Here is a 23,440-nt window from a genome sequence, read left to right as displayed (position 1 = left end):
CCCAGTCCCTAGTCCCCAATTATGGTTACGCTATCTCCTAGTTTAAAAGCTAGACTTTCGACTCCTCTAAAAATTGGTTCGGTTGAGGTCAAAAGTCGAGTCCTCCAGTCGCCTTTATCTGGAGTAACTGATATGGTTTTTCGGCGACTCGTGCGTCGTTATGCACCTGAGTCAATGATGTATACGGAGATGGTAAACGCTACGGGCTTACATTATGTCAAGCAGTTGCCCAAAATCATGGAAGTAGACCCCAACGAACGACCAATCAGCATTCAGTTGTTTGACTGTCGCCCAGATTTTTTGGCAGAAGCGGCGGTAAAAGCAGTTGCAGAAGGTGCTGATACCGTTGATATTAATATGGGTTGCCCAGTCAATAAAATTACTAAAAATGGTGGTGGTTCTTCTCTACTGCGTCAGCCAGAAGTTGCTGAGGCAATTGTTCGAGAGGTGGTCAATTCGGTTAACGTACCTGTAACAGTAAAAACACGTATTGGTTGGAATGACAAAGAAATTACAATTCTTGATTTTGCCAAGCGGATGCAGGATGCGGGAGCGCAATTAATTACGGTACACGGTCGTACTCGCGCTCAAGGTTATAATGGCAATGCTCGTTGGGAATGGATCGAACGGGTTAAAAATGTACTTTCAATTCCCGTAATTGCTAACGGTGATATTTTTTCAGTTGAAGCAGCACTGAAGTGTTTAGAGCAAACTGGTGCTGATGGGGTGATGTGTTCCCGTGGAACTTTAGGTTATCCGTTCTTGGTGGGAGAAATTGACTACTTTCTCAAAACTGGGGAACGCTTACCACCGCCTACTCCAATTCAGCGTTTGGAATGTGCTAGGGAGCACTTGGAAGCTTTATACGAGTACAAGGGTATTAGAGGTGTACGCCAAGCACGCAAGCACATGACTTGGTATGCTAAGGGTTTTGTTGGTGCTGCCGATCTACGCGGACAGTTGAGTGTCATTGACTCCGTTCAGCAAGGTGTAGATTTAATCAACAATGCCATTGAACTGTTGACTCAAGGTTATGAACTGGAGGAAGAAACAGCATCTGATTTGGCAATGGTCTAGTAATAATCTCACGACTCTCCTATCCAAAATTCATCAGGAAGCGAGTCATTAAAATCCTCAGCTGCCAGGAAATAGGTGTGATTTTCGGCATCAAGAGATACCTACTGTCACAGAGTGCCTTTCAATCGCCACCCAATCGGGGCTTACCCAGTTTCCATCCTGCAATTTGTAGCCGGTTTCTTGAAGAATTTCTTCTAAAGTACCCATAGAGGCAGCGGTAACTAGAAAAAGGTGAACTGCCTCGTCTAAAGCAATTCTTGCCGCCTCAGGTGTCTGCCCTGAACTCATAACATCTAATGGCATGGCATGGGCTACAAATTGCGAGTCTTCTTTCCAAATTTGAACTGTGTAGTTAACGTACATTTTCCCATCCTGTCTTCACAATTAAGTACTGCCGCCACTGCCTGAATTTTAACTATCGCTTCAATTGTACTGGGCAGAGGGGCGTGTTCGCCCACGCTTACGTGAATTTGAAATGCTGCTTTGGGCAAAGTAACAGAAGAGCGATCTATCAATATAAATAGCACTAAAGATTACGTGATGAATAAGGATAATTCCAGATATTTTTAGTAGAGACGCGAAATTTCGCGTCTCTACACTATCTGTATTTAGATCGGAGTTAATATACAGCGCACAGTATAATCATGACGATTAAATCTAATGTTGTATAATGCTATGACTTCGACTTTGAGAGACTGGAAAGAGAAATTGTCATCACTCAATTTGGAGTAACAGACCCCTTATAGCATTGATTTAAGGGAAAGGCGATCGCTTCTTTATACCGTTTCAATTCCATTTCCCACCTACTTGATTTCGTGGGAGTAGACATAATATTCTGCTATGAAGACTTACCATTTCTTACCCTCAAAGTCAACACCCTAGGCTGCGACCACTTCATTCCCATGCAGAGTACGAGCACGAGAGTAAAAACAAGAGAAAAAGGCAATTTTGCTAGATAAAATTAACAAAAATTTGGTAAATAAATGTAAAGAAAAAACAAGCACTAAAATCGACAGATCGCAAGGCTGATGAGTCACTCACTGCGGTACTCTAGATAAAGTGAATTTATCTCCTGGCTTTACAAACTTTTTTATGACATCCGTTGTTTCCAGTTCTATACGCACAATTCGCATTGGTTCTCGTAAAAGCCAATTAGCACTCGTTCAAACCCATTGGGTACAAGAACAACTCCAGAAACGTTTTCCTGAGATTTCTTTTGAAGTTCACACTATGGCTACCCAAGGTGACAAAATTCTGGATGTTGCCCTAGCCAAAATTGGCGATAAGGGATTATTTACTAAAGAACTTGAACTAGGAATGCTGGATCGGGAGATTGATTTTGCTGTTCACTCTCTCAAGGATTTGCCAACACGTTTGCCAGAAGGTTTGGCACTGGCTACAGTTACAGAACGTGAAAATCCAGCTGATGCTCTTGTCGTGCATGAAAAACACAAAGATAAACAAATTGATACTTTGCCAGAGGGCGCGGTTATTGGGACTTCTTCTTTAAGAAGATTGGCACAACTGCGATATCATTTTCCTCATCTCAGTTTTAAAGATGTACGGGGAAATCTCAATACTCGGATGTCTAAACTGGATGCGGGCGAGTACGATGCTCTAATTCTGGCTGTTGCTGGCTTAGAACGATTGGGAATGAGCGATCGCATTCACCAAGTTTTGCCTAAAGAAATCTCACTTCATGCTGTCGGACAAGGTGCTTTGGGGATTGAATGCCGTGCTGATGATGTCGAACTGATATCGCTACTCAAAGCGATCGAACATCCTGAAACACGCGATCGCTGTTTGGCAGAGCGGGCTTTCCTGCGCGATTTAGAAGGTGGCTGTCAAGTTCCTATAGGTGTAAATACAGAAATCAATGGTAATACTCTAATACTCACAGGTATTGTTGCCAGCGTAGATGGGAAAAAACTAGTCAAAGACACGGTTTCCGGAGAAACTCAAGACGCCGAACAATTGGGAACGGAACTCGCACAAAAAGTGAGAGAACAAGGAGCACAAGAAATCCTCAACGAAATCTTTGCTCAAATCCAAAGAAATTCTTAATTTAATCTACTAGCAATGTGATTAGATCAAAAGAAGTTACCGTTGTACGGCAGTAGGGTAGGTATTTCCCATTCGCAAGATTGCGGTGAGTCATTCTTACCCTACATATAGAGTTTTATCTAGGCAGAGCCGGGGAAATACAAATTACCATGCGGATTCTATTTGTTGCGGCTGAGGCAGCTCCCGTTGCCAAAGTTGGAGGAATGGGTGATGTTGTTGGAGCACTACCTAAAATCCTTAAAAAAATGGGGCATGATGTGCGAATATTTTTGCCCTACTATGGCTACATCTCAGACAAGTTAGAGGTTTCCAAAGATCCAATTTGGAAGGGATTTGCCATGTTCCAAGACTTTGCGGTGTACGAAACCGTTCTGCCTGGTACTGATATTCCTTTATATTTATTTGGACATCCAGCATTTTGGCCTCGGAAAATTTACGGTGGGGAAGATGAACCCTGGCGGTTCACACTATTTGCGAATGGTGCTGCTGAGTTTTGCTGGAACTATTGGAAGCCAGAAATTCTTCACTGTCACGATTGGCACACAGGTATGATACCAGTGTGGATGCACCAATCTCCAGATATCACTACAGTTTTTACTATACATAACCTGGCATACCAAGGTCCGTGGCGCTGGTACTTAGAAAAAATTACTTGGTGTCCTTGGTATATGCAAGGACACAACACAATGGCAGCAGCAGTGCAGTTTGCAGACAAAGTTACCACTGTTTCCCCAACATACGCCGAGCAAATTAAAACAGCTGCTTATGGCGAACAGTTAGAAGGTTTGCTGTCTTTTATTAGTGGAAAATTATCAGGGATTCTTAACGGTATAGATACTGAAGTTTACGACCCTGAAAATGATAAATATATTGCTCAGCCTTTTACACCCGATACTATAGAAAAGCGTCGAGCTAACAAAGTAGCTTTGCAGGAAGAAGTGGGTTTAGAAGTTAACTCTAGTGCTTTTTTGCTAGGAATGGTGACTCGTTTAGTAGAGCAAAAAGGCATTGACTTGGTACTGCAAATTCTCGATCGCTTTCTTGCGTACACTGATTCGCAGATTGTAGTTTTAGGTACGGGGGACAGATACTATGAAAGCCAATTATGGCAAATGGCATCTCGGTATCCCGGACGAATGGCAACTTACATACTATATAATGATGCATTAGCTCGTCGCATCTACGCAGGCAGTGACGCTTTCCTCATGCCAAGCCGATTTGAACCTTGTGGTATCAGCCAATTAATGTCTTTACGTTACGGGTGCGTACCAATTGTCCGCCGCACAGGAGGACTCGTTGATACCGTGTCTCACCACGATCCGACGACAGAATCAGGGACTGGTTATTGTTTTGACCGCTACGAACCATTGGATCTGTTCACCTGTTTAATCCGAGCATGGGAGGGTTATCGCTACAAACCTCAATGGAAAGCACTTCAGCAACGTGGCATGAAGGAAGATTTTAGTTGGTATCGCTCTGCCAAACAGTACGTGAATTTATATAGGTCAATGTATGGATTACCAGAGGAGGAAGACGAATCAGTGACCAGTTACCAATTACCAGTGACCAGTCATCAGTGACCAATGACTAGTGAAGGAGGCTTCTGAAACACAGTTCTTGTGGAACGGGCATCTTGCCCGTATAGAACAGGCGAGACGCCCGTTCCACAAGACCATTATCAATGTATTGCAGTTAACGATAAAACCCAGTATACATAGGCTTTCCTGACGTTTGAGGTCGGAAAATAGGAAGGAAATTTTGCCCTAAATTAAATTTTCTATAAACATAATGGTTCCACTTGGGAACAATATCAAAGTGCATTCTGTTACCTGTCATTGAGTGAGAAAACTAAATTTTTCCACTTGGTATTTTGGCAAGATCTTCCTTCTCCATAAACCTATAGTGGTAGCCAATCTTAAGATAACAACGGACTTACAAATTTTTTCAGATGACTAAGTTAACGTTGTTGTCGTAACACTGTAACAGCAATTCTCAAAACACACTCTGAACTATTTTTCCTCCGGGTGGAAGCTAATGAAAAAAATAACTGTGTCTCGTGTTTGTAGTTATGGCTTAGTTGGACTCTTATCCTTTACGGTTCTGCTAGGCACAAATAATCGCGTTCTTACAGAGGAAATTCAAGAGTTCGGAGTTCGAGAAAACTCTGTGCCTCTTAATTCCGTTCCTCCTAATTCTCTGCCTCCACGTGCTGTCTCTCCAAACGCTGTTTCTTCTGGATTGATTTGGCCTGCCCAAGGAGTTATTTCTCAAGGTTTTCGCAAACGATACCATGAAGGCATTGATATCGCCGGACCATTTGGAACTCCTATTTTTGCAGCTGCTGACGGTGTGGTGATACACGCGGGCTGGGAGGACACGGGACTTGGCAATGCAGTTAACATTCGACATCCTGATGGTCGCATCACAGTTTACGGTCACAATCAAAAAGTTTTAGTCCGCACTGGACAAAAAGTCAAACAAGGTCAGATGATTGCTAAGATGGGATCTACGGGTAATAGTTCCGGACCTCACCTGCATTTTGAAGTTTATCCTAACGGTCGTCTTGCTACTAATCCCATAGCTTTTTTACCATCTTTAGTTGACGGAAGAATACCAACACAAACCATAGCAAACGCTTCTCCTTATTATGGTTCAAGACGCGATCGCGCTACTTATGAAATGTCATCACTAATGGGAAGACGGCAGCACGTCTCGCCTTCACAGTCAATGCCGGGACTAGAAGATTCTCCTAGACCAGTGTATCCTGCTGATAGTTTTGATGGCGAACTTCCCGAACCCACAAATGCTGAATGCAGTGGCAAAACAATGCTTGAAGGAGAAACAGGCAGCATTCATGTCAAGGTGTGTTACGAGGACGGAAAGTTTTACTACATTGGACAGAAGAAAGAAGACCCAAGTAGTCCTATTAAAATACCAGCTGAGCGTATTGGCAAACAAATCTATCAAGCCAATAATGGCAGTTATTGGTATCGTGTCACCCCTCAAACAGTAGAAGTATGGCAGAATGGCAACCCCTATCCTATCCGTTCTGACAGATTTGACAGACAAAATGTTTCCGGAGGTTGAAGAAAAAATTGGGACGAGGATATAAGGGACACGGGGGACATAGAGTAAATAAATAAACTACTAAGCATCAATGAACAGCTTGCATAACAAAATTTTGCATCTTCTACCCTCTGACTTGAAAATAGAACGTAGGTAGGGCTGTGCCGCACATTCAATGTTGTAAGGTATAGCCTTACCTACTTTAGCTTTTTCATACTTGGCAGTGAAATTTTTTCATTGCGACTCCCTTCTATCAATTTGTCAGCGATCTAAATCACATAGTATAAATATTTTTGCGATCGATAAGCTAATTGAGATGCTTTCGAGTTTTGTAATAAATATTAACAACTTTTTTCAATTTCTAAGTAAAAAATCCTACATTAAGCCGTATAATATTACTTGAGTAGTTTCAGAAATACTCAGAATGAACACGGAAACAGGCAAGGCAAATCTCTACATCTAGCATACTTTTTGAAGAAGGAGATTTTTGTGGAATATCTTGCTTATTCTCTGCTGGATAGTGCCTATGCAGAGGCAACAGAAGATGCTGAATACGATCTTCCTGAATTTCAATTCCAATTCCGTTGGAACAGACAGTTCAAATCTACTTGGTTAACTATTGCTAGCTTGGGTACCATCGGTACATTGTTTGCAATTATAGGTCAAGTTCAGCCAGCTTCAGCTGCTTACTATGGATCTGGTTACCAGTACTATGCAAACACCAATGGTGGTAACCTCAACGTTCGCTCTGGTCCCGGTTATGACTATCCTGTAATTAGTAGTGTCAGAAATGGTGCAGCACTTGCGTCACCTATAAGATCCAGGTACGGATTTGTTCAATTAAGCACTGGTAATTGGGTTTCTTCCAGATGGATTAGCACAACACCTGGTTACGGATATAGATCGGGCTATGGTGTTGGTGGTAGATATGGCAGAAACTGCTACTGCTACGGTAGCGGTGGAAGATACTATAGAAGAGCTCACTACGGTTACGGTGGAAGACACTACTCTAGAAGAGCTCACTACGGTTACGGTGGAAGATATGGATACGATCGCGTAGTATATCGTCCTGTATACCGCAATGTCTACGTTTACAGAAGACCATACCGAGACAGCTACTACTATAGAGGTGGTCGAAACTATAACAACGGCTACTACTACAGGGGCGGTCGTAGCCACTACAACGGTTACAGCAGATATAACAGTGGATATTAATCCCATCTCGATGTCATTTAAAAATCCCTCTCAACTGAATTAAGGAATTGTAAAACACCCTGTCTTATATGTATTGTGAAGAGGCAGGGTATTTTTATGTTGCTACATATTATACTCTAGCCATCCTGATGTTGTTGTTAAAACACTGTAGGAATAATCGATTGCGGATGTTTTAAACCATCTTTGTTAGGGGGAGGAAATTTATGCAAAAAGTGACAGGTTCGCAAACGTATAGTTATGGGTTGATAGCATTTATAACCTCTGTCACTCTGTTTGGTACGGGTAATTACGTTTTATCACAAACATCACAAGGTTCTCTTAAAAGTCCTCACACGGCGTTTACTATTGATTTTGTCTCACCATACTCTGGGAGACAACAGAATTCGCGATCGCAAAAGAAACCTGCTACGACTTTAAAAGCTAAAAACAAGTACAGTATTATTACGATCCTTGAAGGCGAGACAGCGCACTTTATTGTCAAAGTTTACAAGGAAAATAATCAAATTTTGTATGTAGGGAAATCGAAAAAAGACCCGAAGAAACCCGTAAAACTACCAGCTAAAGTTGTAGGTAAATCAAAATATCGCGCAAATAACGGTAGCTACTCCTATATTGTCAATCCTGATGGAGTAGAAGTTTGGCAAAGTGGTCGTAAAATTCGCAGCGATCGCTTCCGACTTTCTAAAGTATTTCAGTGACCAGTGACTAATGACCAATGACCAGTGACCTCACTTAGTTGGATAACTTTGAAATATTAAGGGGTGCAAGTTTTATGAATTCTTATACTCATGCTAGTCTTCTAGATGCTCAACAGTACAGAATTTATGAGTTTGAAGAAAATAAAACAGCAACAGTACCAGGTTATTTAGTTGTCAGTACTGCAACGCTTAATGTCGAACAAGAGGTCAATGATACAAAAAATTTAACAAAACCTATTAATTCACAATTTTTTATTCCAAAAACAGAACAAGATGAAACTTCAACTAAAGCAATGCTTGAAAAGATTGCTAAATATTTAATAGAAAGTGAAGAACCAGAAATTGTTATAAATATTCATGGATATAGTTCTACACCTTCTGATACAGAGAAGGGATGTCAGAAAATTTCTGATTATGTCAATAGGAATCTTAAACAGAAAAATAAATATCTGTTTATAGGATATAGATGGCCATCAGAAAATCCCTTTAAAAAAGACCAGTCAGGTACTTTTAAACAAAAGCTCGGTTATGCATTTAATGCTTTGCCAATTTTACTAGCAGGTATCTTAAGTACTGGACTATTAATTAGCATAATAAATACACTAATTTTATTGTTTTTCCATCCATTGTCGTCTATTTTTGTTCATTTCCTAACAGCTTTATTAGTTTCGTTTGGAATGGCGTTTTCTGTTATTTTGACACTTATTCTTTTGAGAATTAGTGCTTATTTTCGTGATGTTTATAGAGCGAGTCATTATGGAGTTCTAGATTTAGTAGAGTTGTTCAGACAGCTTGACTTTACTATACATAAGGAAGTTAAGGACAAACGAATTAAACTGTCATTCATTGGTCATAGCATGGGGTGCTTTGTAGTTACTAATGCCATTCGTACTCTTTCTGATGTTTTTGACGTTCAATCTATCAATAAAGTACCTTCATCAAACATTGGCAACGTATTTTACTTGGGACAACTTGTTTTAGTTGCACCTGATATTCCTGTAGAAACTATTTTACCAGGACGAGCTAATTTTTTACGTTCTTCCTTGCGTCGCTTTCAGGAGACTTATATCTTTTGTAATGAAGGCGATCTACCTTTAAGAATTACCTCTACAGCCGCAAATTACTTTAGTTTTCCGGCTAAAGCCCGTATCAGTGGTTATAGGCTTGGTAATATAACAGTAAGTCATTTCACTGACAAAAATGATAAAATTGGTCGTGTTCCTAAATATGGAATTGTTAATCTAGCTCGAAAAGATAATACTGATAGTTATACATTTGAGCGTCCATACAAACATTTAGAAATTCGTTCTTCTAACAGAGAACATAGAAAACTTGAAGAAATGAGAAAGTTTTCTGAAACTGAGTTACAACCTGCTGACTTATTCACTTACTTTGATTGTACGGATTACAAAGATGATAAGAGTAAGAATACGGGAATTGTTAGTTTAGCTATACAAAAATCAGCTATGAACTTTTGGGATTATGTTTCTCTAACATTTTCATTTACTCGTAAAACTAGTAAGAATGACGCTTCTGGTGGTGTTGATACCCACACTGGTTACTTTCAGGGTCAGTTTAGTCAGCAAGCTATTTACAAACTAGCCTTTTTAGGATTTCAGGGATTTCTAAATTCTTTGGCAATACAAGATCGTCAGGAAGGGCAAATCTATGCTTTCTCTCAAGAGTGTCAAAACAAACAGATTCAAGTTATTCTTGCACCACATCTTTATCAACGGACTCAAATCAATAATTAGCAATGGTGCGATAAGCGCTCTTTCAGCTTGCGCTTCGCGAGCGCAACTTTGTAAGAGGATGTTTTAAAAGTCCTGGGCGAATATAATTCGCTACTATACAAAGAAAGTCCACCTACGCGGACTAACACAAAATTAAGGATTTGCTAACCTGCGAGGCAGGTTTTGTCTGTGTAGCCGCGATTTCCAATCGCCAAGGCTGTATGAATTAAGACTTTACAAACATCCTTGAAGATGTACTGCTAAAATACTGATATGACAGTGCTTACAAAATCTTAACATTTCTCTAAAATTTCTACTCCTAAATTGTATTAAAGCCCATCCAAACGGTATAAGCCAAATCTGCCTTACTAGAGATGTTGAAGCATAACGTAGCGATTAAAGATCGTAGTAGAACATTAAAAATTTAGTTTTTGGGTACAAGTGATTATGGGATTATTTCTAACTGCACTTGCTACAGCTTTGAGTCTACTGATTGTTGATTTAATTGTTCCTGGTGTTAATATTGCTAATTTTCCATCTGCTATGATTGCAGCTGTAGCTATTGGTTTAATCAACGGTTCCGTTAAGCCAGTTCTATCAACTCTTTCTCTTCCTCTTAACTTTGTAACCTTGGGCGCGTTTTCACTCGTTGTTAACGGCATCTGTTTTGCTTTAGCTGCCTTTGTGGTTCCAGGGTTTAGCGTTCATGGAATTATTGCTTTTCTTTTAGGACCCGTGGTTCTTTCTTTTGCTAATACCTTTATTAACAATTACTTTGTTGAAAAAAATCTGTCTTTGAAGAGTGGTGAAGATAAAGCTAAAGCTGAATTGCCATCCAGCTAAATCTCCCTATCTCTTTGTAGAGACGTTTAAAATTTAGTCTCTACAGAATACCGAATGTAAGATAGCCCATGTGACGGATTTATTTACTCGGTAGTTTCAAGAAAATGTAAGTAAAAGAGTTTAAATAAGAAGCAAGAATCCTATGAAACTAGTTCGTTTTCTTCTTGGTTTGTTAGTACCTCCTTTAGGTGTTTTTCTCACTGTTGGAATTGGTCCAACTCTGTTGATCAATGTTTTATTGACTCTTTTGGGATGGCTTCCCGGTAGTATTCACGCAATCTGGGTTATTGCTAAATACGAAGAGAAACTGAATAGAGAGGGAGAAATATATTAATAGCAATTACTCCCTTCCTCTTACAATTACCTAAATATGTATGGTGGGTACCGCCCACCATTCTCTATTGTGTGGTATATCCCTACCTACAAAGATTTGTAATTTTAGAGCCCAAAGGGAGTATAGCAATCTTAAATGAGTTGTAAGAAAATTCACCCCCCTGCTAACGCTGTCCCCTACCAAGGGGGGATAGCATTAGCAGGGGGGTCATAATAATTTCAAATGCTCGCGAATGATTTAGGATTGCTATAGTACAAAAAAGTGGAAATATTGAGGTAAAAGTTAAAAATTCTACATTAAAGGCTTTATTATCCTTTACTAAAGGTAACCTTGTTTCTACCAATATGTACTTAAAATCCAGATCCCCGACTTCTTTAAGAAGTCGGGGATTTAACTTTTCACAAATAATTGAAGATTGCTACAGTTACAACAATTTTCAAGTTAATAGATCGCATATTGTGGGATGGATATCCTCGTCCATCCCTCTTCATTTTTTGTGCTTTTCTTAGTTAAAATTTGCATAATTCAAATAAAACTGCTACTAATGCACAAACTGTTGAAATTCCGAAATGAAAAACTCTTTCGCCATGCCCTTACTCACCGTTCTTATGTCCATGAAAATCCAGATGCAGGAGAACACAACGAACGCCTAGAATTTTTGGGCGATGCTTTGTTGACTTTTTTAAGTGCTGAGTATCTCCATCGCCGTCATCCCGACAAGGAAGAAGACGAACTCACTCGCCGCCGTTCCGCACTTGTGGATGAAAAGCAACTAGCAAAGTTTGCTATGGAAGTTGGTTTAGATCTGAGGATGAGGCTGGGTAAAGGAGCTATTCTAGAAGGTGGTTACCAAAATCCTAATTTACTAAGCAGTACTTTTGAAGCTGTCATAGCTGCCTATTATTTAGATAATGATTCAGATGCAGATGCTGTTCGTAAAATTGTAGAACCGCTGTTTGATTCCGTACCAGAGAAAATTGTTGAATCTCGTTCTAGTGTAGATTCAAAGAACAAGTTTCAAGAATGGGTACAGCGTAACGTGACTCTAACACCTCCCAAATATATTACAGTTCAAGCAGGAGGTACTCCACACGCTCCTGTATTTACAGCAAAAGTACTTGTAAACGATCGCGTGTATGGAGAAGGTATGGGACGTAGCAAAAAAAATGCTGAAAAGGCGGCAGCTGAGGATGCGCTAGCTCGAGTCAAAGAACGCTCGGAGAATAATACTTAAGCTAGGTCAGAGTATATTATAGCAGTTTTCACTTGAATGAAGTATAGATCGATCTGCGTTCGTCTGCGTCGAGGGCGCGGTTCCATAAATTTTTTATGTATTGCACCCAATTGAAAACCGATATATAAACGTGCAATTAATCAACTCACAAGTGCGAATTATTAAATTAAAGATTATACGCCATAGGTATTGCGTCCTTGTGCCTTTGCTTTGTAAAGTGCTCGATCGGCGGTAACGATAAGCTTTTCCTGCACAAACTCAAATGTAGGAATTAAACTAGCAATCCCCATACTAAGTGTCACATAATTGCTTGCTTGAGACGCAGCATGAGGAATAGCGAGTTTGGTAACTTGCTGTCGAATCTGTTGTGCTATACAAATAGCTCCCTCTACATCGGTATCTGGTAGCAGTACAGCAAATTCTTCCCCGCCATAACGAGCAACTAAATCCCCCGGACGTTTGCACGTAGTGGCGATCGCATTAGCGACCTCTTTAAGACAACTATCCCCTGCTACATGCCCGTAGTAATCGTTATACAACTTGAAATAATCGATATCGCAGAGAATCAGAGATAAAGAAGCTTGCCGGCGTTGTAGCCTTTGCCATTCCCGTTCGAGTGCTTCATTAAAACAGCGACGGTTGTTGACTTGTGTTAACCCATCTAAGGTAGCCAAACGCTGTAGTTCCCGGTTGCTACGTATCAAAGCTTCTTCTGTTTGCTTTCGCTGTATAAATTCAGCTAACTCGATAGCAACAGCATTTACCAATTGCATTAACTTTGGATCGTAAGCTAAAGGCGATCGCTTGAAAAAAACCAAAACCGCAAGCACTTGCTCCCGCAACACTATCGGGACACCAAAAGCCGCTTTCAATTTAGCACGAATTGCTGCTTCAGTCCGCAGAAAAATAGGCGCTTGCTGTTGCGAAACATCTTCAATCCACTCCGATTGCTGAGTTGCCCAAACTCGTCCAAGCAATCCAACACGGTCAGTAAAATTTATGTCTAATCTTGCCTGATGGAATTGATTGAGTGAAACATCATGCATTGGATCGTAACACGTTTGACTCAGTTTTAAGGTCATAGTATCGTCACCTAAAATCCAACCCTCTCCGTAGTCCCAATCAATAGCTTGACGCACGTTACATAAAAGGATGGACAACGCATTTTTGAAATCAGATGCTTGATGAACCGCATGAATCGTGGTTAATAACAGTTGAGTTGCTGCTTCAGCTTGTCTTCGCTCTTGAATTTCCTTTTGCAGCCTCCGATTGTGTTCTTTGAGTTGTTGCTGTTGCTGTTGAATCTTAAGTTGATAGCGAATTCGGATCGAAACTTCTTCAGCTAGGAATGGTTTGGTAATGTAGTCCTCACCTCCAACCTCAAAAGCTCTAACTTTGTCTACAGCTTCATCTGAAGCACTTAAAAAGATAATGGGAACTTCACGAGTTTGAGGAGATGCTTTTAACTGCTCGCAAACAGCATACCCATCTAGCCCTGGCATTTTAATATCCAGCAAAATGAGATCGGGTGGTTCTAAGAAAATTGCTTTTAACGCGACTTCACCACTTATTGCTTTTCTGACATTATATCCTTGTTGCTTGAGAATTTCGGAGAGTAGAGCAAGGTTATCAATATTGTCATCAACAATTAATAAATCTACACGATCAATTAGGGCTTCTAAACCCTCCTGAATAGCCCGGTTTGCCTCTTTATAGTTATTATCAAACTCCTGGTTTTGAATGAACATTTGAGTTAGAGCAAAGGTGTTAGTCTTAAGAAATAGTTAAGGTTGAACGATCTTAACATCGTTCTTAAAAAACACCTTAAGTATTTATGGCAAAAACACCTAATTAGTTGGTCATCACAATTAAAATTAGGTAGTTAAGATCGTCATTCGTCATTGGTAAGAATTTAGATAACACTTAGAACCTTTAGCGTAATTTTTTACTATTGCTTACTTACTTTTAAGGTCAACTGTGACAGTTGCTGACATTCCAGGCGATAACCGCGATTCAAAACCGCGAATGCTCTCTGGTTCAAACACTATCTTGACAGGTATTCTTTGCTCATCCACATTTTTTGTAGATGATGGTGTATTACCTTCTTGTGGCAAAGGAGTAAATCTACCAAAAGATGTGGGAGACATACTTTCCACTGTGCCATGAAACTTGTGACTGGGAAAAGCTGTCATCTTGATATCCACTTTTTGACCGGGTTGGATTTTTTCTAACTGTGTTTCCTTAAAATTAGCTACAATCCAAGGATTGGGTTGTACAACCGTAATGAGAGTTTGCCCTGGTTGCACCTGCTGTCCTACTTGGACGTTTTTATTACCTATTTTTCCAGGCAAAAGGGCAGTAATTTTAGTATAAGATAACTCAAGTTGTGCTTTTTTCAAATCAGCTTCTTTTTGTGCGATCGCAGCGAGTGCTGTTTTGTACTTTTGGTCGTCAATTTCTTTCTGTCGAGCAGCGTTTGCTAGTGACGAAACTTTCTGCGTGCGATCGCTTTGTTTGACTTGTTTGTTCTTATTGGTTGATTTACCAACCCGTGTTTCTTTTTTTGTAGGTTTTGTTGTCACTGGTTCTGGTATGCTAACTGTGGTAATTGCCACAGCTTTCATATTTTCCCGTACTTGTGCTGCTTGTTGTTTGGCTAACTCTAGAGACGCTTTTGCTTGGGACAAAGAAACTTCATAGTCACGGGGATCGAGTTTCACCAACACCGAGCCAGGGGATACCATTTGATTATCATTTATAGCAATTTCGGTGACAATTCCCGATAGACGCGATGTAACGGGTTGAATATTTGCAGAGATAAAAGCATTGTCAGTGACTTGATATTTTTGAGCAAACTGCCACGAGCGATACCCGTATACTCCAGAAGCAATGGCTCCCGTACCTAACAACAAGCCAATTGTCACTTTAGGGAGTAGATTTACAGAGGATTTTTTGTGATGAATTGTTGTCTGAGTGGAATTGGTAGCGATCGCGTCTTGCTGCGACACTAGAGTTCCTTGTTCGTCTAGTCCTGTAACTTGCTGGGTTTGTTGTGAAGAATTTAAGCTTTCCATTAGCAACCTTCAACTATGCAACGATAGCAGTTTTTTAAATAGATGTATAAGTACTAACAATCGTCTAGCTCTCAGAAATCCGAGATTGAGCGATTGTTATCCGCTCTCAGGACGCACTCAGTACTTCAGTTGTTCCAAAAATACCAATTCCCTTTTGTTCTGAGTTGTACTCCCTTTCCGGTCTAAAATTCCACTCCAGTATGTAGACAATGCAATCTATCTTCCAAAATTATGTCAAATGAGAATGTACCTACACGGGGTACTATCTAAAAGAATAGGGTTTATGTTAGCGTCCAAATAAACCCCAATATAGGTTAAATTCAGCCCTTTGCTGACTTCAACCCACTCAAATAATTTACTACCACCACAAAAAATCATGAAGTTCAAATTGCCGCCGATCAAATCTTTATTTCTCCTCGGACTGACTCTTAGCATAATAATCATTGGCAAACTAATAGTAGTAGAACCGAGTATGGCGCAAAGTTTGCCAACAGCACAAACTTATATTGAAGGTAAAGACATCACTGGTACTTTATTTTTCATAGAGCGAAAAGATGGATCTGTACAAATTAAAGGTGAGATCCAAGGAGATCCGGCTATACTGACTCCCGGTTTACACGGGCTTCATATTCATTCTGCAGGTACGTGCGATCCTAATGCCCAACCTGCGTTCACCACTAGTGGCGGACACTTTGACCCCGGTCCATTTGGTTCCGAAGTACCTGTGGAAGCTAACCATCCATACCATTTAGGTGATTTGCCAAACCTAATAGTAAGTGAAGACGGTTATGCAAAATATAATGTAGTAACCAGTCGCGTCACTTTACGTGAAAGCCCAGTGAGTGTATTTGACGACAATGGTAGTGCAATTATTATTCACCAATTTCAGGATTTACAAATAGCCCAAGGAGAGGCGTCACAAGCAGGTGGAGGACGGATAGCCTGTGGAGTGATAACATATAATACTTAAACATCAAGCAATCTGCATGAAAGTTATATCAATGAGAAAAAACAATTGTGACAGATATAGCAATCCAACCTGATTTGTGAAAAATTTAATGACAGTAGCTATGCCGCACAAATAAAGCTTTTGTGCGGCATAGCCCTACCTACTTGTATTTCCTAAATCAAATAGGAGTCCTATGTTGGATTTCTCAATCCAAAATAGTCAAGAGGTGATTGGAAAATTTAACTTCGTTTCAAATAAGGCATGCCCAAAGCCGCAGGAGGCGTAGATTTGTTCTTTCGTCCCATCAGGGCAAAAAGTGCGATCGCATAAGGCAGCATAATTAAAAATTGATAAGGAAGGTTTGCACCTAATGCTTGAATTCGCAGTTGTAAAGCTTCCGTTGCGCCGAATAATAAACAAGCTAAAGCCGTTCCTACAGGATGCCATCGACCAAAGATAAGTGCTGCAATGGCAATAAAACCTTTGCCCGCACTCATTCCTTCAGCAAAGTATTTGACTTGCACTAAACTTAAATAAGCGCCTCCTAACCCAGTCAAACAACCGCTCGTTACGACAGCTAAGTAACGTATCCGTTGTACTGAAATTCCAGATGTATCAGCAGCACTAGGGTATTCACCAACAGCTCGTAAGGTTAAACCGTAGCTAGTGTGAAACAATATATACGTACTAATAAAAACTAAAACAAATAGTAGATAGACCAAAACATCTTGTCGAAAAAGCAGAGTACCAATAACTGGAATCTCTGCAAGAAGAGGAACGCTTATTGGGTTAAGCCCTACAATACTTTGGGCATTTGCACCACCAAAGACCAATCGAGACAGAAATGAAGTTAATCCAGAAGCAACAAGATTGATGGCTAGTCCAGAGACTAACTGATTCACCTGTAAAGTTACAGATAAAAAAGCATGCAGCAATCCTGTCAATCCTCCAACAACAATTGCAGCAATGATACCAATCCAGACATTACCAGTGTAAAAAGTTGTCGCAGCACTCGTAAAAGCACCAATTAGCAACATTCCTTCCAACGCAATATTCAAGACTCCCGACCTTTCTGAAAACATCCCCCCCAACGCCGCAAATGCAAGAGGTACTGAAAGGCGCAGGCTAGACACTAAATAATCGGAAAAGAAGTTAATCATTATTGTTTGTGGTTAGTTGTTAATAGTTATACCAATTATCCAAATGATTGCTACACACGATCCCCCATTATCCACGCCACTTGCTATCTCAAGCGCGGAGACGCTCCGCGAACAAGTCGCTTAACCCGCGTTCTTCGCAGTGGCTCCCCAATCCATCGGGGGACTTGAAGTACTTTCCCCCCTTTTTAAGGGGGGCTAGGGGGGATCTCAATCTGTTGCTTTAATATAGAGATTGGTATTAGTGGTTAGTCGTTATTTCTTTTGTCTCTACAAGGACTGGTCTCACCATTAATCAACCTGGCTCAACACAATTGTGATACCTGCGTGAGAGCAATAGATGCCATGCAACGACCTCAAAGAGAAACCGTCACCCTGAACGACATTCTAATTACGGAGGAATTGTCGCGGCGTTCGCCCCGTCCGCCCAACTGGCAGGCTCAAGCTATGGCAATGCAACCCCTAGCACGGCAGATGGCACGCGATCCAGAAACGCTGCTGCAAACTCTAGTGGATCTGGCGGTAGAGCTATGTCAGGCAGGAAGTGCAGTCCTCAGCTTGCCACAGACAACCGAGGCTGGGGAAGAGGTATTTCGCTGGTCTGTAATATCTGGAGCTTTGGCTTCCTTGGTCGGCAACACGACCTCTCGCAACTCCAGCTCCTGTGGGGTTTGTTTGGAGCGGGGCACCCCTGTGCTTTTCGCCTATCCCGATCGCTATTTCACCGACTTCCAGGTCGCTGAGATACCTGTGGTTGAAGTATTGGTGCTACCGCTGCAGGCAGAGAGCCACACCCTCGGCACGATTTGGATTCTCTCCCACAATGAGCATCGGCACTTTGACGGTGAAGATGTGCGGGTGATGACGAGTCTGGCAGACTTTACAGCCGCAGCCCTGCAATTGATGCAGCGACAGACCCAGGAATTATTGACAAAGAATGCTCAACTTGAAGTGGAGGTTGGCGATCGCAAGCTCGCGGAGATTGCTTTGCGCGAATCCGAAGAACTTTCGCGGGCTTTAATTGAGAACCTGCCGGGTGGGGCTGTGTTTGTTGTCGATCGCAATCTCCGTTACCAACTCGCCGAAGGAGAAGCATTGTCCGCCGCCGGATTCAAAAGCGAAGATTTGGTGGGGCATACAATTTTCGAGGTGATGCCACCAGAATTAACGGCGCATTACGAGCAGTGGTACCGTCAGGGGCTTGCTGGCGAAGCGTTTGAGTATGAACACGACGCACACGATCGCTCCTTCATCACGTGCGGAACGCCGCTAAGGTTGCCAAACGGCAAAGTATATGCTGTGCTTGCCGTTTCTTATGACATTAGCGATCGCAAACAGGCAGAAGTCGCCTTGCGCGTGTCGGAAGAGAGGCTTCAGACCGCCCAAAAAGCGGGCAATGTCGGCGTTTGGGATTGGGATGCCGCCAGCGGAAAAACTTACTGGTCGGAAACGATGTGGACACTTTACGGCTATGAGTCGCAGCCTGACAAAACGGGCGACGAGATTTGGGAGTCAAGTCAGCACCCGGAAGACCAGCAGCGTGTTAAGGAAAGCATCGCTCAATTTCTCGCCTCCAACGAAATCGATTACCGTGGTGAATTTCGCATCATTCAACCAAACGGCTCAGTTCGATGGATTGAAGCCGTCGCCCAACTGATTCGCGATGCGACGGGTAAGCCAGTGCGAATGTCTGGCGTTAATCTCGACATCACCGATCGTAAGCAAGCCGAGGCAGCACTAGCCCACTCTCGCCGCCAGTTAGAGAAAATTGCTGCAACCACCCCCGATCTCGTATACGTGTTCGATCTGATCGAGGAACGCAACACTTATGTTAATGCGGGCATTCAGCAAGTATTGGGCTACTCCCAAGCGCAAATCGCCACCCTCGGATCGTCGCTGATTGGGAGCCTGATTCATCCAGATGATATTCCGGGGGTGATTGAAGGCAACCAGCGGTTTCGGGATCTGGACGATCGGGAGGTGTACGACCACGAACTTCGCATGAGACACGCAACGGGAGAGTATCGCTGGCTTCGCTGCCGAGATGCCGTGTTTGAGCGAGCCGCAGACGGCACTGTGACCCAGATTATTGGGACGGCTCAAGATGTCACCGAGCACAAAAAAGCAGAAGCAACACTGCGCGAGAGCGAGCGGAAACTGCAAAGCGCGATCGCCGTAGCGCAACTGTCGCCTTACGAATGGAATCCGCTGACCAACGAACTCAAGTGGGACGCGAGACTCAAAGCGATGTGGGGTTTGCCCGCCGATGCCCAAATCAATTATGAAATTTATAATGCCGGAATTCACCCCCAAGACCGCGAGTATGTTGAGCGGCAAGTAGCGAAAGCCATTGACCCAAACGGCGACGGCATTTTTGCAGCCGAGTTTCGCACCGTCGGCATTGAGGATAAAATAGAGCGTTGGGTATCGGTACGCGGTCAGACATTTTTCGACGGGCAAGGTCGTCCCGTTCAGTATGTCGGCGTGGCGCAAGACGTAACCGATCGCAAGCAGGCAGAAGCCAATCGGATTCAACTGATCCAGGAACAGACTGCCCGCGAAGAAGAACGCCAACGCGCTGAGGCACTAGCCCAGTTAGATCGTGCCAAAACCGCTTTTTTCAGCAACGTTTCTCACGAGTTCCGCACGCCACTGACACTATTACTTGCGCCCCTGCAAGATGCCTTGAGCGATACTCCTTCTCCTTCGGAGACGCTAGCGCGAACGGAGTCGCTATGTGCAGGGCACACGCTTCGCGAACGCGAACGCACTCATCCCCTGCCTCAGGAGCAACGGGAACGATTGGAACTAGCGCATCGCAATGGTTTACGTCTACTGAAACTGGTCAATACCCTACTCGACTTCTCCCGCATCGAAGCCGGACGCATGGAAGCAGTTTATGAACCGACCGACTTGGCAACGTTCACCACTGAGTTAGCGTCTGTGTTTCGTTCCGCCATCGAACGGGCTGGGCTGCGGCTAGTGGTAGATTGTCCACCGATGCGTGAGCCTGTATACGTAGACCAGGAAATGTGGGAGAAAATTGTTCTCAACTTGCTCTCCAACGCCTTTAAGTTCACTTTAGAAGGCGAAATCGCCATCAGACTGCGTCTTGCTGATGACGATCGTGTAATGCTACAAGTAGAAGATACAGGTACAGGGATTGAGTTGGAACAATTGCCCCATCTGTTTGAGCGATTTTACCAAGTACGAGGAGCAAAAGCCAGAACTCATGAAGGCTCTGGTATTGGTCTTGCTTTGGTTCGGGAATTAATTAAACTGCATGGTGGAACTGTAGACGTAACTAGCACTGTAGGAGTGGGTAGCTGCTTCAGTGTTACAATTCCACTAGGTACAGCCCACCTGCCAAGCGATTGCGTAGCGTCTCCTACCCAGACGCTACGCGATCGCATTCAAGCCACACGCACCCTAGCATCAACGGCACTCGGTGCAGCCCCTTATGTTCAAGAAGCAGAGCGCTGGATACCAGAAGGAGGGACTGGGGAACTCGGGGTCCCCTCTGGGGATAAGGGGCAATGGGGACTAGGGACTAGGGATAAGGAGACAACGGAAGTAACCAATGCCCAATCCCCAATCCCCAGTACCCAATCCCCAGTACCCCGTGTCCTCATCGTCGATGACAACGCCGATATGCGCGGTTACCTCACGCGGATATTAAGCGAACACCATGAGGTGATAGCGGTTGCTGATGGGGCAGCTGCACTGGCGGCGGTTAATGAGCGCGTGCCAGATTTGGTTCTAACTGATGTGATGATGCCAGAATTAGACGGCTTTGACTTACTGAAAGCATTGCGTACCGATCCACGGACAAAAGAAGTACCGATCGTTCTGCTTTCTGCCCGTGCAGGAGTTGAATCTGTCATTGAAGGACTCCTTGCTGGGGCTGATGATTACCTAATTAAACCATTTTCTGCTACCGAACTTGTCACTCGTGTCAATACTTACCTGCAAATGGCACACCTGCGATCGGTTGCACTGCGCTCTGAAAGAATAATTAACCGCAGAAAAGATGAGATACTATCAACAGTTTCTCACGAACTGAATATCCCCCTAGTTGCCATTCTCGGTTGGACGCGCTTACTCCGTAGCAGCCCGTCCAGTCAAGCCATGCTGATGAAAGCCTTGGAAACGATTGAACGCAATGCTACTCTGCAAGCCAAACTTGTCCAAGATTTGCTCGATATCTCGCGGATTGCTGCGGGTAAAATTCACCTGAATCTCCAACCAGTCGAGTTGCAACAAGTCATCGATGGGGCGATCGCCACAGTCCGTCAATCCCTGGAAAGCAAAGACATTTGCCTAGATTGTCTGCTCGATCCATTACCTAGGATAGTTCAAGGCGATCCAGAGCGGTTACAACAAATTGTCTTAAATTTACTGACTAATGCTGTCAAATTTACTCCTCTAGGGGGAAGAATTGAAGTTAGTCTGCTTTCTCATGAACATCAAGCTGAGATTAGAATAACTGATACTGGCTGTGGAATAGATGGCGATTTTCTACCGTATATTTTTGATACTTTCCGGCAAGCAGACGGTGTAAAAAAAGGACTAGGGTTAGGACTAGCGATCGCCCGTAGCTTAGTAGAACTCCACGGCGGAACTATCCACGCCAAAAGCCCAGGTATTGGGCAGGGCGCAACTTTTATTGTCGTGCTACTAGATAACGGAATCGTGGAGTCAAGTGGAGTCAATCACAGTCTATACCTCTGATAATACCGCTAATTAAAATCTAGAGAAATCTGAGTACACGTAGATTGACTACGCGCCTAAGGCTTTCTAGACCTAGATACAGCAACGGTGACTGTATCGTTCCCCGTTGGAATTGCACCAACCTCAAAAAGCTCCAATTGAATTGGATTGCCCAGATATCCATACTGACCGGAGCGAGCAAGTCAGTTGACAAAAAGGCGTGACCTTTCGCGCTCTGTTAAAGCGGGATGTAAAATATTTGTGTCTGGGAGTGCCTAAGACGCTCCGAGACACCCGACTCCAATGCGACCAAACGTGCTTCACCTGATTGGCGTAGGCGGACGAGTAAGGGAGTAGGTGATGGTTTTTAGGAAGACGTTCAGAGAATCTTCTGCCACGACGTGCAATGACGAAAGCAGCAGCAGAAGCAGAATTCATGCCATACATGGACATAAATTTTGTCAACCCAACCAAGCTACTATAAGCGGGATTGACTTTCTTGTGATAAATGCCATGCTTTTGACACGCACGATCTAGAGATTCATTCCATTGCGAATAAGCTAATGTTGATAGCATTTGAGCGTATTTCTTGCCCTTTTCCTTAAGTTGTTTCTTTTTCGCAGAGAAGTCTAGCTGTTCTGATGCAATGGGGAAGTTGTATTGCTTTGCTTTCAATGCGACAAAATTGGCTGCATCGCAGAGAATTGCTTCTCTTTGGTTGGAAGTTTTGGAGTGCAAATCCAACTTGTAGTCGCCATATTCGAGTAAATTGCCTTGGGCATCGCACATTGCCCAGCCAACAGAATCGGCGTTTAAGTCAACTCCAACATAGCCAGACAAATATTCAGACGTAATTTCTGGTAGGTTGACATCTGTACTAGCAGCAACGTACCAACAATCATCTTTCCAGTAAAACCGAATTGTGACAGCAATACAGCCAATTGCCCATTTCTCAGATCCATCTTTGGTTTTTACCTTGTAACAACGCTCTGAGATGGATTCAACGATTTCGTGCAAGCCATGCTTGAAGTTCAATGAGTCAATGCGAATGTAATTGCCACCTAGTCTTTCTTCTAGCACATAGGGAGTGCGGATAGAAAGCACAAAGCTATCCGTCTTTTCAATGTAATCGAATTGCGCTAGTTGATTGCCTGATGACTCGTTCTTGCTGCCAACCAACACAAAGCTGTTGGCAATATCTGGTAACTCATACTTTGGTTGAGTTGACTTTAAATGCGATAGCTGTGACTGGAGTAAATGCAATCGGCGTTTCTTTTGATGCCAGC

Annotated in this window: 17 protein-coding genes; 12 read left to right on the top strand and 5 right to left on the bottom strand. The window is 42.8% G+C overall.

The window, feature by feature from the left end:
- Positions 1-21: 21 nt before the first annotated feature.
- Positions 22-1,077 carry a tRNA dihydrouridine synthase DusB gene (dusB, locus tag ACKTT2_RS35305; protein WP_407895590.1) on the top strand — a complete coding sequence of 352 codons (1,056 nt, stop codon included), beginning with the start codon at positions 22-24 and terminating at the stop codon, positions 1,075-1,077.
- Between the two features lie 90 nt (positions 1,078-1,167).
- Here dusB and ACKTT2_RS35300 read toward each other — a convergent pair whose 3' ends face one another.
- Positions 1,168-1,440: a hypothetical protein gene (locus ACKTT2_RS35300; protein ID WP_407895588.1), complete on the bottom strand. Its 273-nt coding sequence runs from the start codon at positions 1,438-1,440 to the stop codon at positions 1,168-1,170.
- A gap of 729 nt (positions 1,441-2,169) precedes the next feature.
- Here ACKTT2_RS35300 and hemC point away from each other — a divergent pair.
- From hemC to rnc, 9 genes are all read left to right on the top strand, one after another.
- On the top strand, positions 2,170-3,141 hold the full coding sequence (gene hemC / locus ACKTT2_RS35295) for a hydroxymethylbilane synthase (RefSeq protein WP_407895586.1): 972 nt from the start codon (positions 2,170-2,172) through the stop codon (positions 3,139-3,141).
- 149 nt (positions 3,142-3,290) lie between these two features.
- Entirely contained in the window at positions 3,291-4,721 is a 1,431-nt protein-coding gene (glgA, locus tag ACKTT2_RS35290) for a glycogen synthase GlgA (protein ID WP_407895584.1), read from the top strand.
- Between the two features lie 454 nt (positions 4,722-5,175).
- A complete protein-coding gene (locus ACKTT2_RS35285) occupies positions 5,176-6,228 on the top strand; it encodes a M23 family metallopeptidase (protein ID WP_407895582.1) in 1,053 nt (350 codons plus the stop codon).
- Between the two features lie 468 nt (positions 6,229-6,696).
- Positions 6,697-7,422, top strand: coding sequence for an SH3 domain-containing protein (locus tag ACKTT2_RS35280; protein ID WP_407895580.1), 726 nt, complete (start codon positions 6,697-6,699; stop codon positions 7,420-7,422).
- Between the two features lie 203 nt (positions 7,423-7,625).
- On the top strand, positions 7,626-8,120 hold the full coding sequence (locus ACKTT2_RS35275; protein ID WP_407895578.1) for a hypothetical protein: 495 nt from the start codon (positions 7,626-7,628) through the stop codon (positions 8,118-8,120).
- A gap of 38 nt (positions 8,121-8,158) precedes the next feature.
- Positions 8,159-9,874, top strand: coding sequence for an alpha/beta hydrolase (locus ACKTT2_RS35270; RefSeq protein ID WP_407895576.1), 1,716 nt, complete (start codon positions 8,159-8,161; stop codon positions 9,872-9,874).
- Positions 9,875-10,300: 426 nt separating this feature from the next.
- The gene (locus ACKTT2_RS35265) at positions 10,301-10,696 is read left to right on the top strand and encodes a phage holin family protein (protein WP_407895574.1); all 396 of its coding nucleotides are present in this window, start codon (positions 10,301-10,303) and stop codon (positions 10,694-10,696) included.
- 142 nt (positions 10,697-10,838) lie between these two features.
- Positions 10,839-11,030 carry a YqaE/Pmp3 family membrane protein gene (locus ACKTT2_RS35260; protein ID WP_155752942.1) on the top strand — a complete coding sequence of 64 codons (192 nt, stop codon included), beginning with the start codon at positions 10,839-10,841 and terminating at the stop codon, positions 11,028-11,030.
- 544 nt (positions 11,031-11,574) lie between these two features.
- Positions 11,575-12,264 carry a ribonuclease III gene (rnc, locus tag ACKTT2_RS35255; RefSeq protein WP_407895571.1) on the top strand — a complete coding sequence of 230 codons (690 nt, stop codon included), beginning with the start codon at positions 11,575-11,577 and terminating at the stop codon, positions 12,262-12,264.
- Positions 12,265-12,437: 173 nt separating this feature from the next.
- Here the strand turns inward: rnc and ACKTT2_RS35250 are convergent, their stop codons facing one another.
- Both ACKTT2_RS35250 and ACKTT2_RS35245 read right to left on the bottom strand, forming a co-directional pair.
- A complete protein-coding gene (locus tag ACKTT2_RS35250; RefSeq protein WP_407895569.1) occupies positions 12,438-14,012 on the bottom strand; it encodes a diguanylate cyclase domain-containing protein in 1,575 nt (524 codons plus the stop codon).
- A 207-nt stretch (positions 14,013-14,219) separates the two neighbouring features.
- Positions 14,220-15,338 carry an HlyD family secretion protein gene (locus tag ACKTT2_RS35245; RefSeq protein ID WP_407895567.1) on the bottom strand — a complete coding sequence of 373 codons (1,119 nt, stop codon included), beginning with the start codon at positions 15,336-15,338 and terminating at the stop codon, positions 14,220-14,222.
- Positions 15,339-15,810: 472 nt separating this feature from the next.
- Here ACKTT2_RS35245 and ACKTT2_RS35240 point away from each other — a divergent pair, with 472 nt between their 5' ends.
- Entirely contained in the window at positions 15,811-16,308 is a 498-nt protein-coding gene (locus tag ACKTT2_RS35240; RefSeq protein WP_407895565.1) for a superoxide dismutase family protein, read from the top strand.
- A 218-nt stretch (positions 16,309-16,526) separates the two neighbouring features.
- Here the strand turns inward: ACKTT2_RS35240 and ACKTT2_RS35235 are convergent, their stop codons facing one another.
- Positions 16,527-17,447, bottom strand: coding sequence for an ABC transporter permease (locus ACKTT2_RS35235; protein WP_407895563.1), 921 nt, complete (start codon positions 17,445-17,447; stop codon positions 16,527-16,529).
- Between the two features lie 342 nt (positions 17,448-17,789).
- Here ACKTT2_RS35235 and ACKTT2_RS35230 point away from each other — a divergent pair, with 342 nt between their 5' ends.
- Positions 17,790-22,175 carry an ATP-binding protein gene (locus ACKTT2_RS35230; protein WP_407895561.1) on the top strand — a complete coding sequence of 1,462 codons (4,386 nt, stop codon included), beginning with the start codon at positions 17,790-17,792 and terminating at the stop codon, positions 22,173-22,175.
- A 123-nt stretch (positions 22,176-22,298) separates the two neighbouring features.
- Here ACKTT2_RS35230 and ACKTT2_RS35225 read toward each other — a convergent pair whose 3' ends face one another.
- Positions 22,299-23,417, bottom strand: a complete 1,119-nt coding sequence (locus tag ACKTT2_RS35225; RefSeq protein WP_407895559.1) for a hypothetical protein — start codon at positions 23,415-23,417, stop codon at positions 22,299-22,301.
- Between the last annotated feature and the right edge of the window lie 23 nt (positions 23,418-23,440).

Origin of the sequence: Scytonema hankhaensis NUACC26 (assembly GCF_045865695.1) — a bacterium.
Classification (GTDB): Bacteria; Cyanobacteriota; Cyanobacteriia; order Cyanobacteriales; family Nostocaceae; genus Scytonema.
The sequence above is the reverse complement of the archived record's forward strand: the minus strand, read 5'-3'. Positions and strand labels throughout refer to the sequence as shown.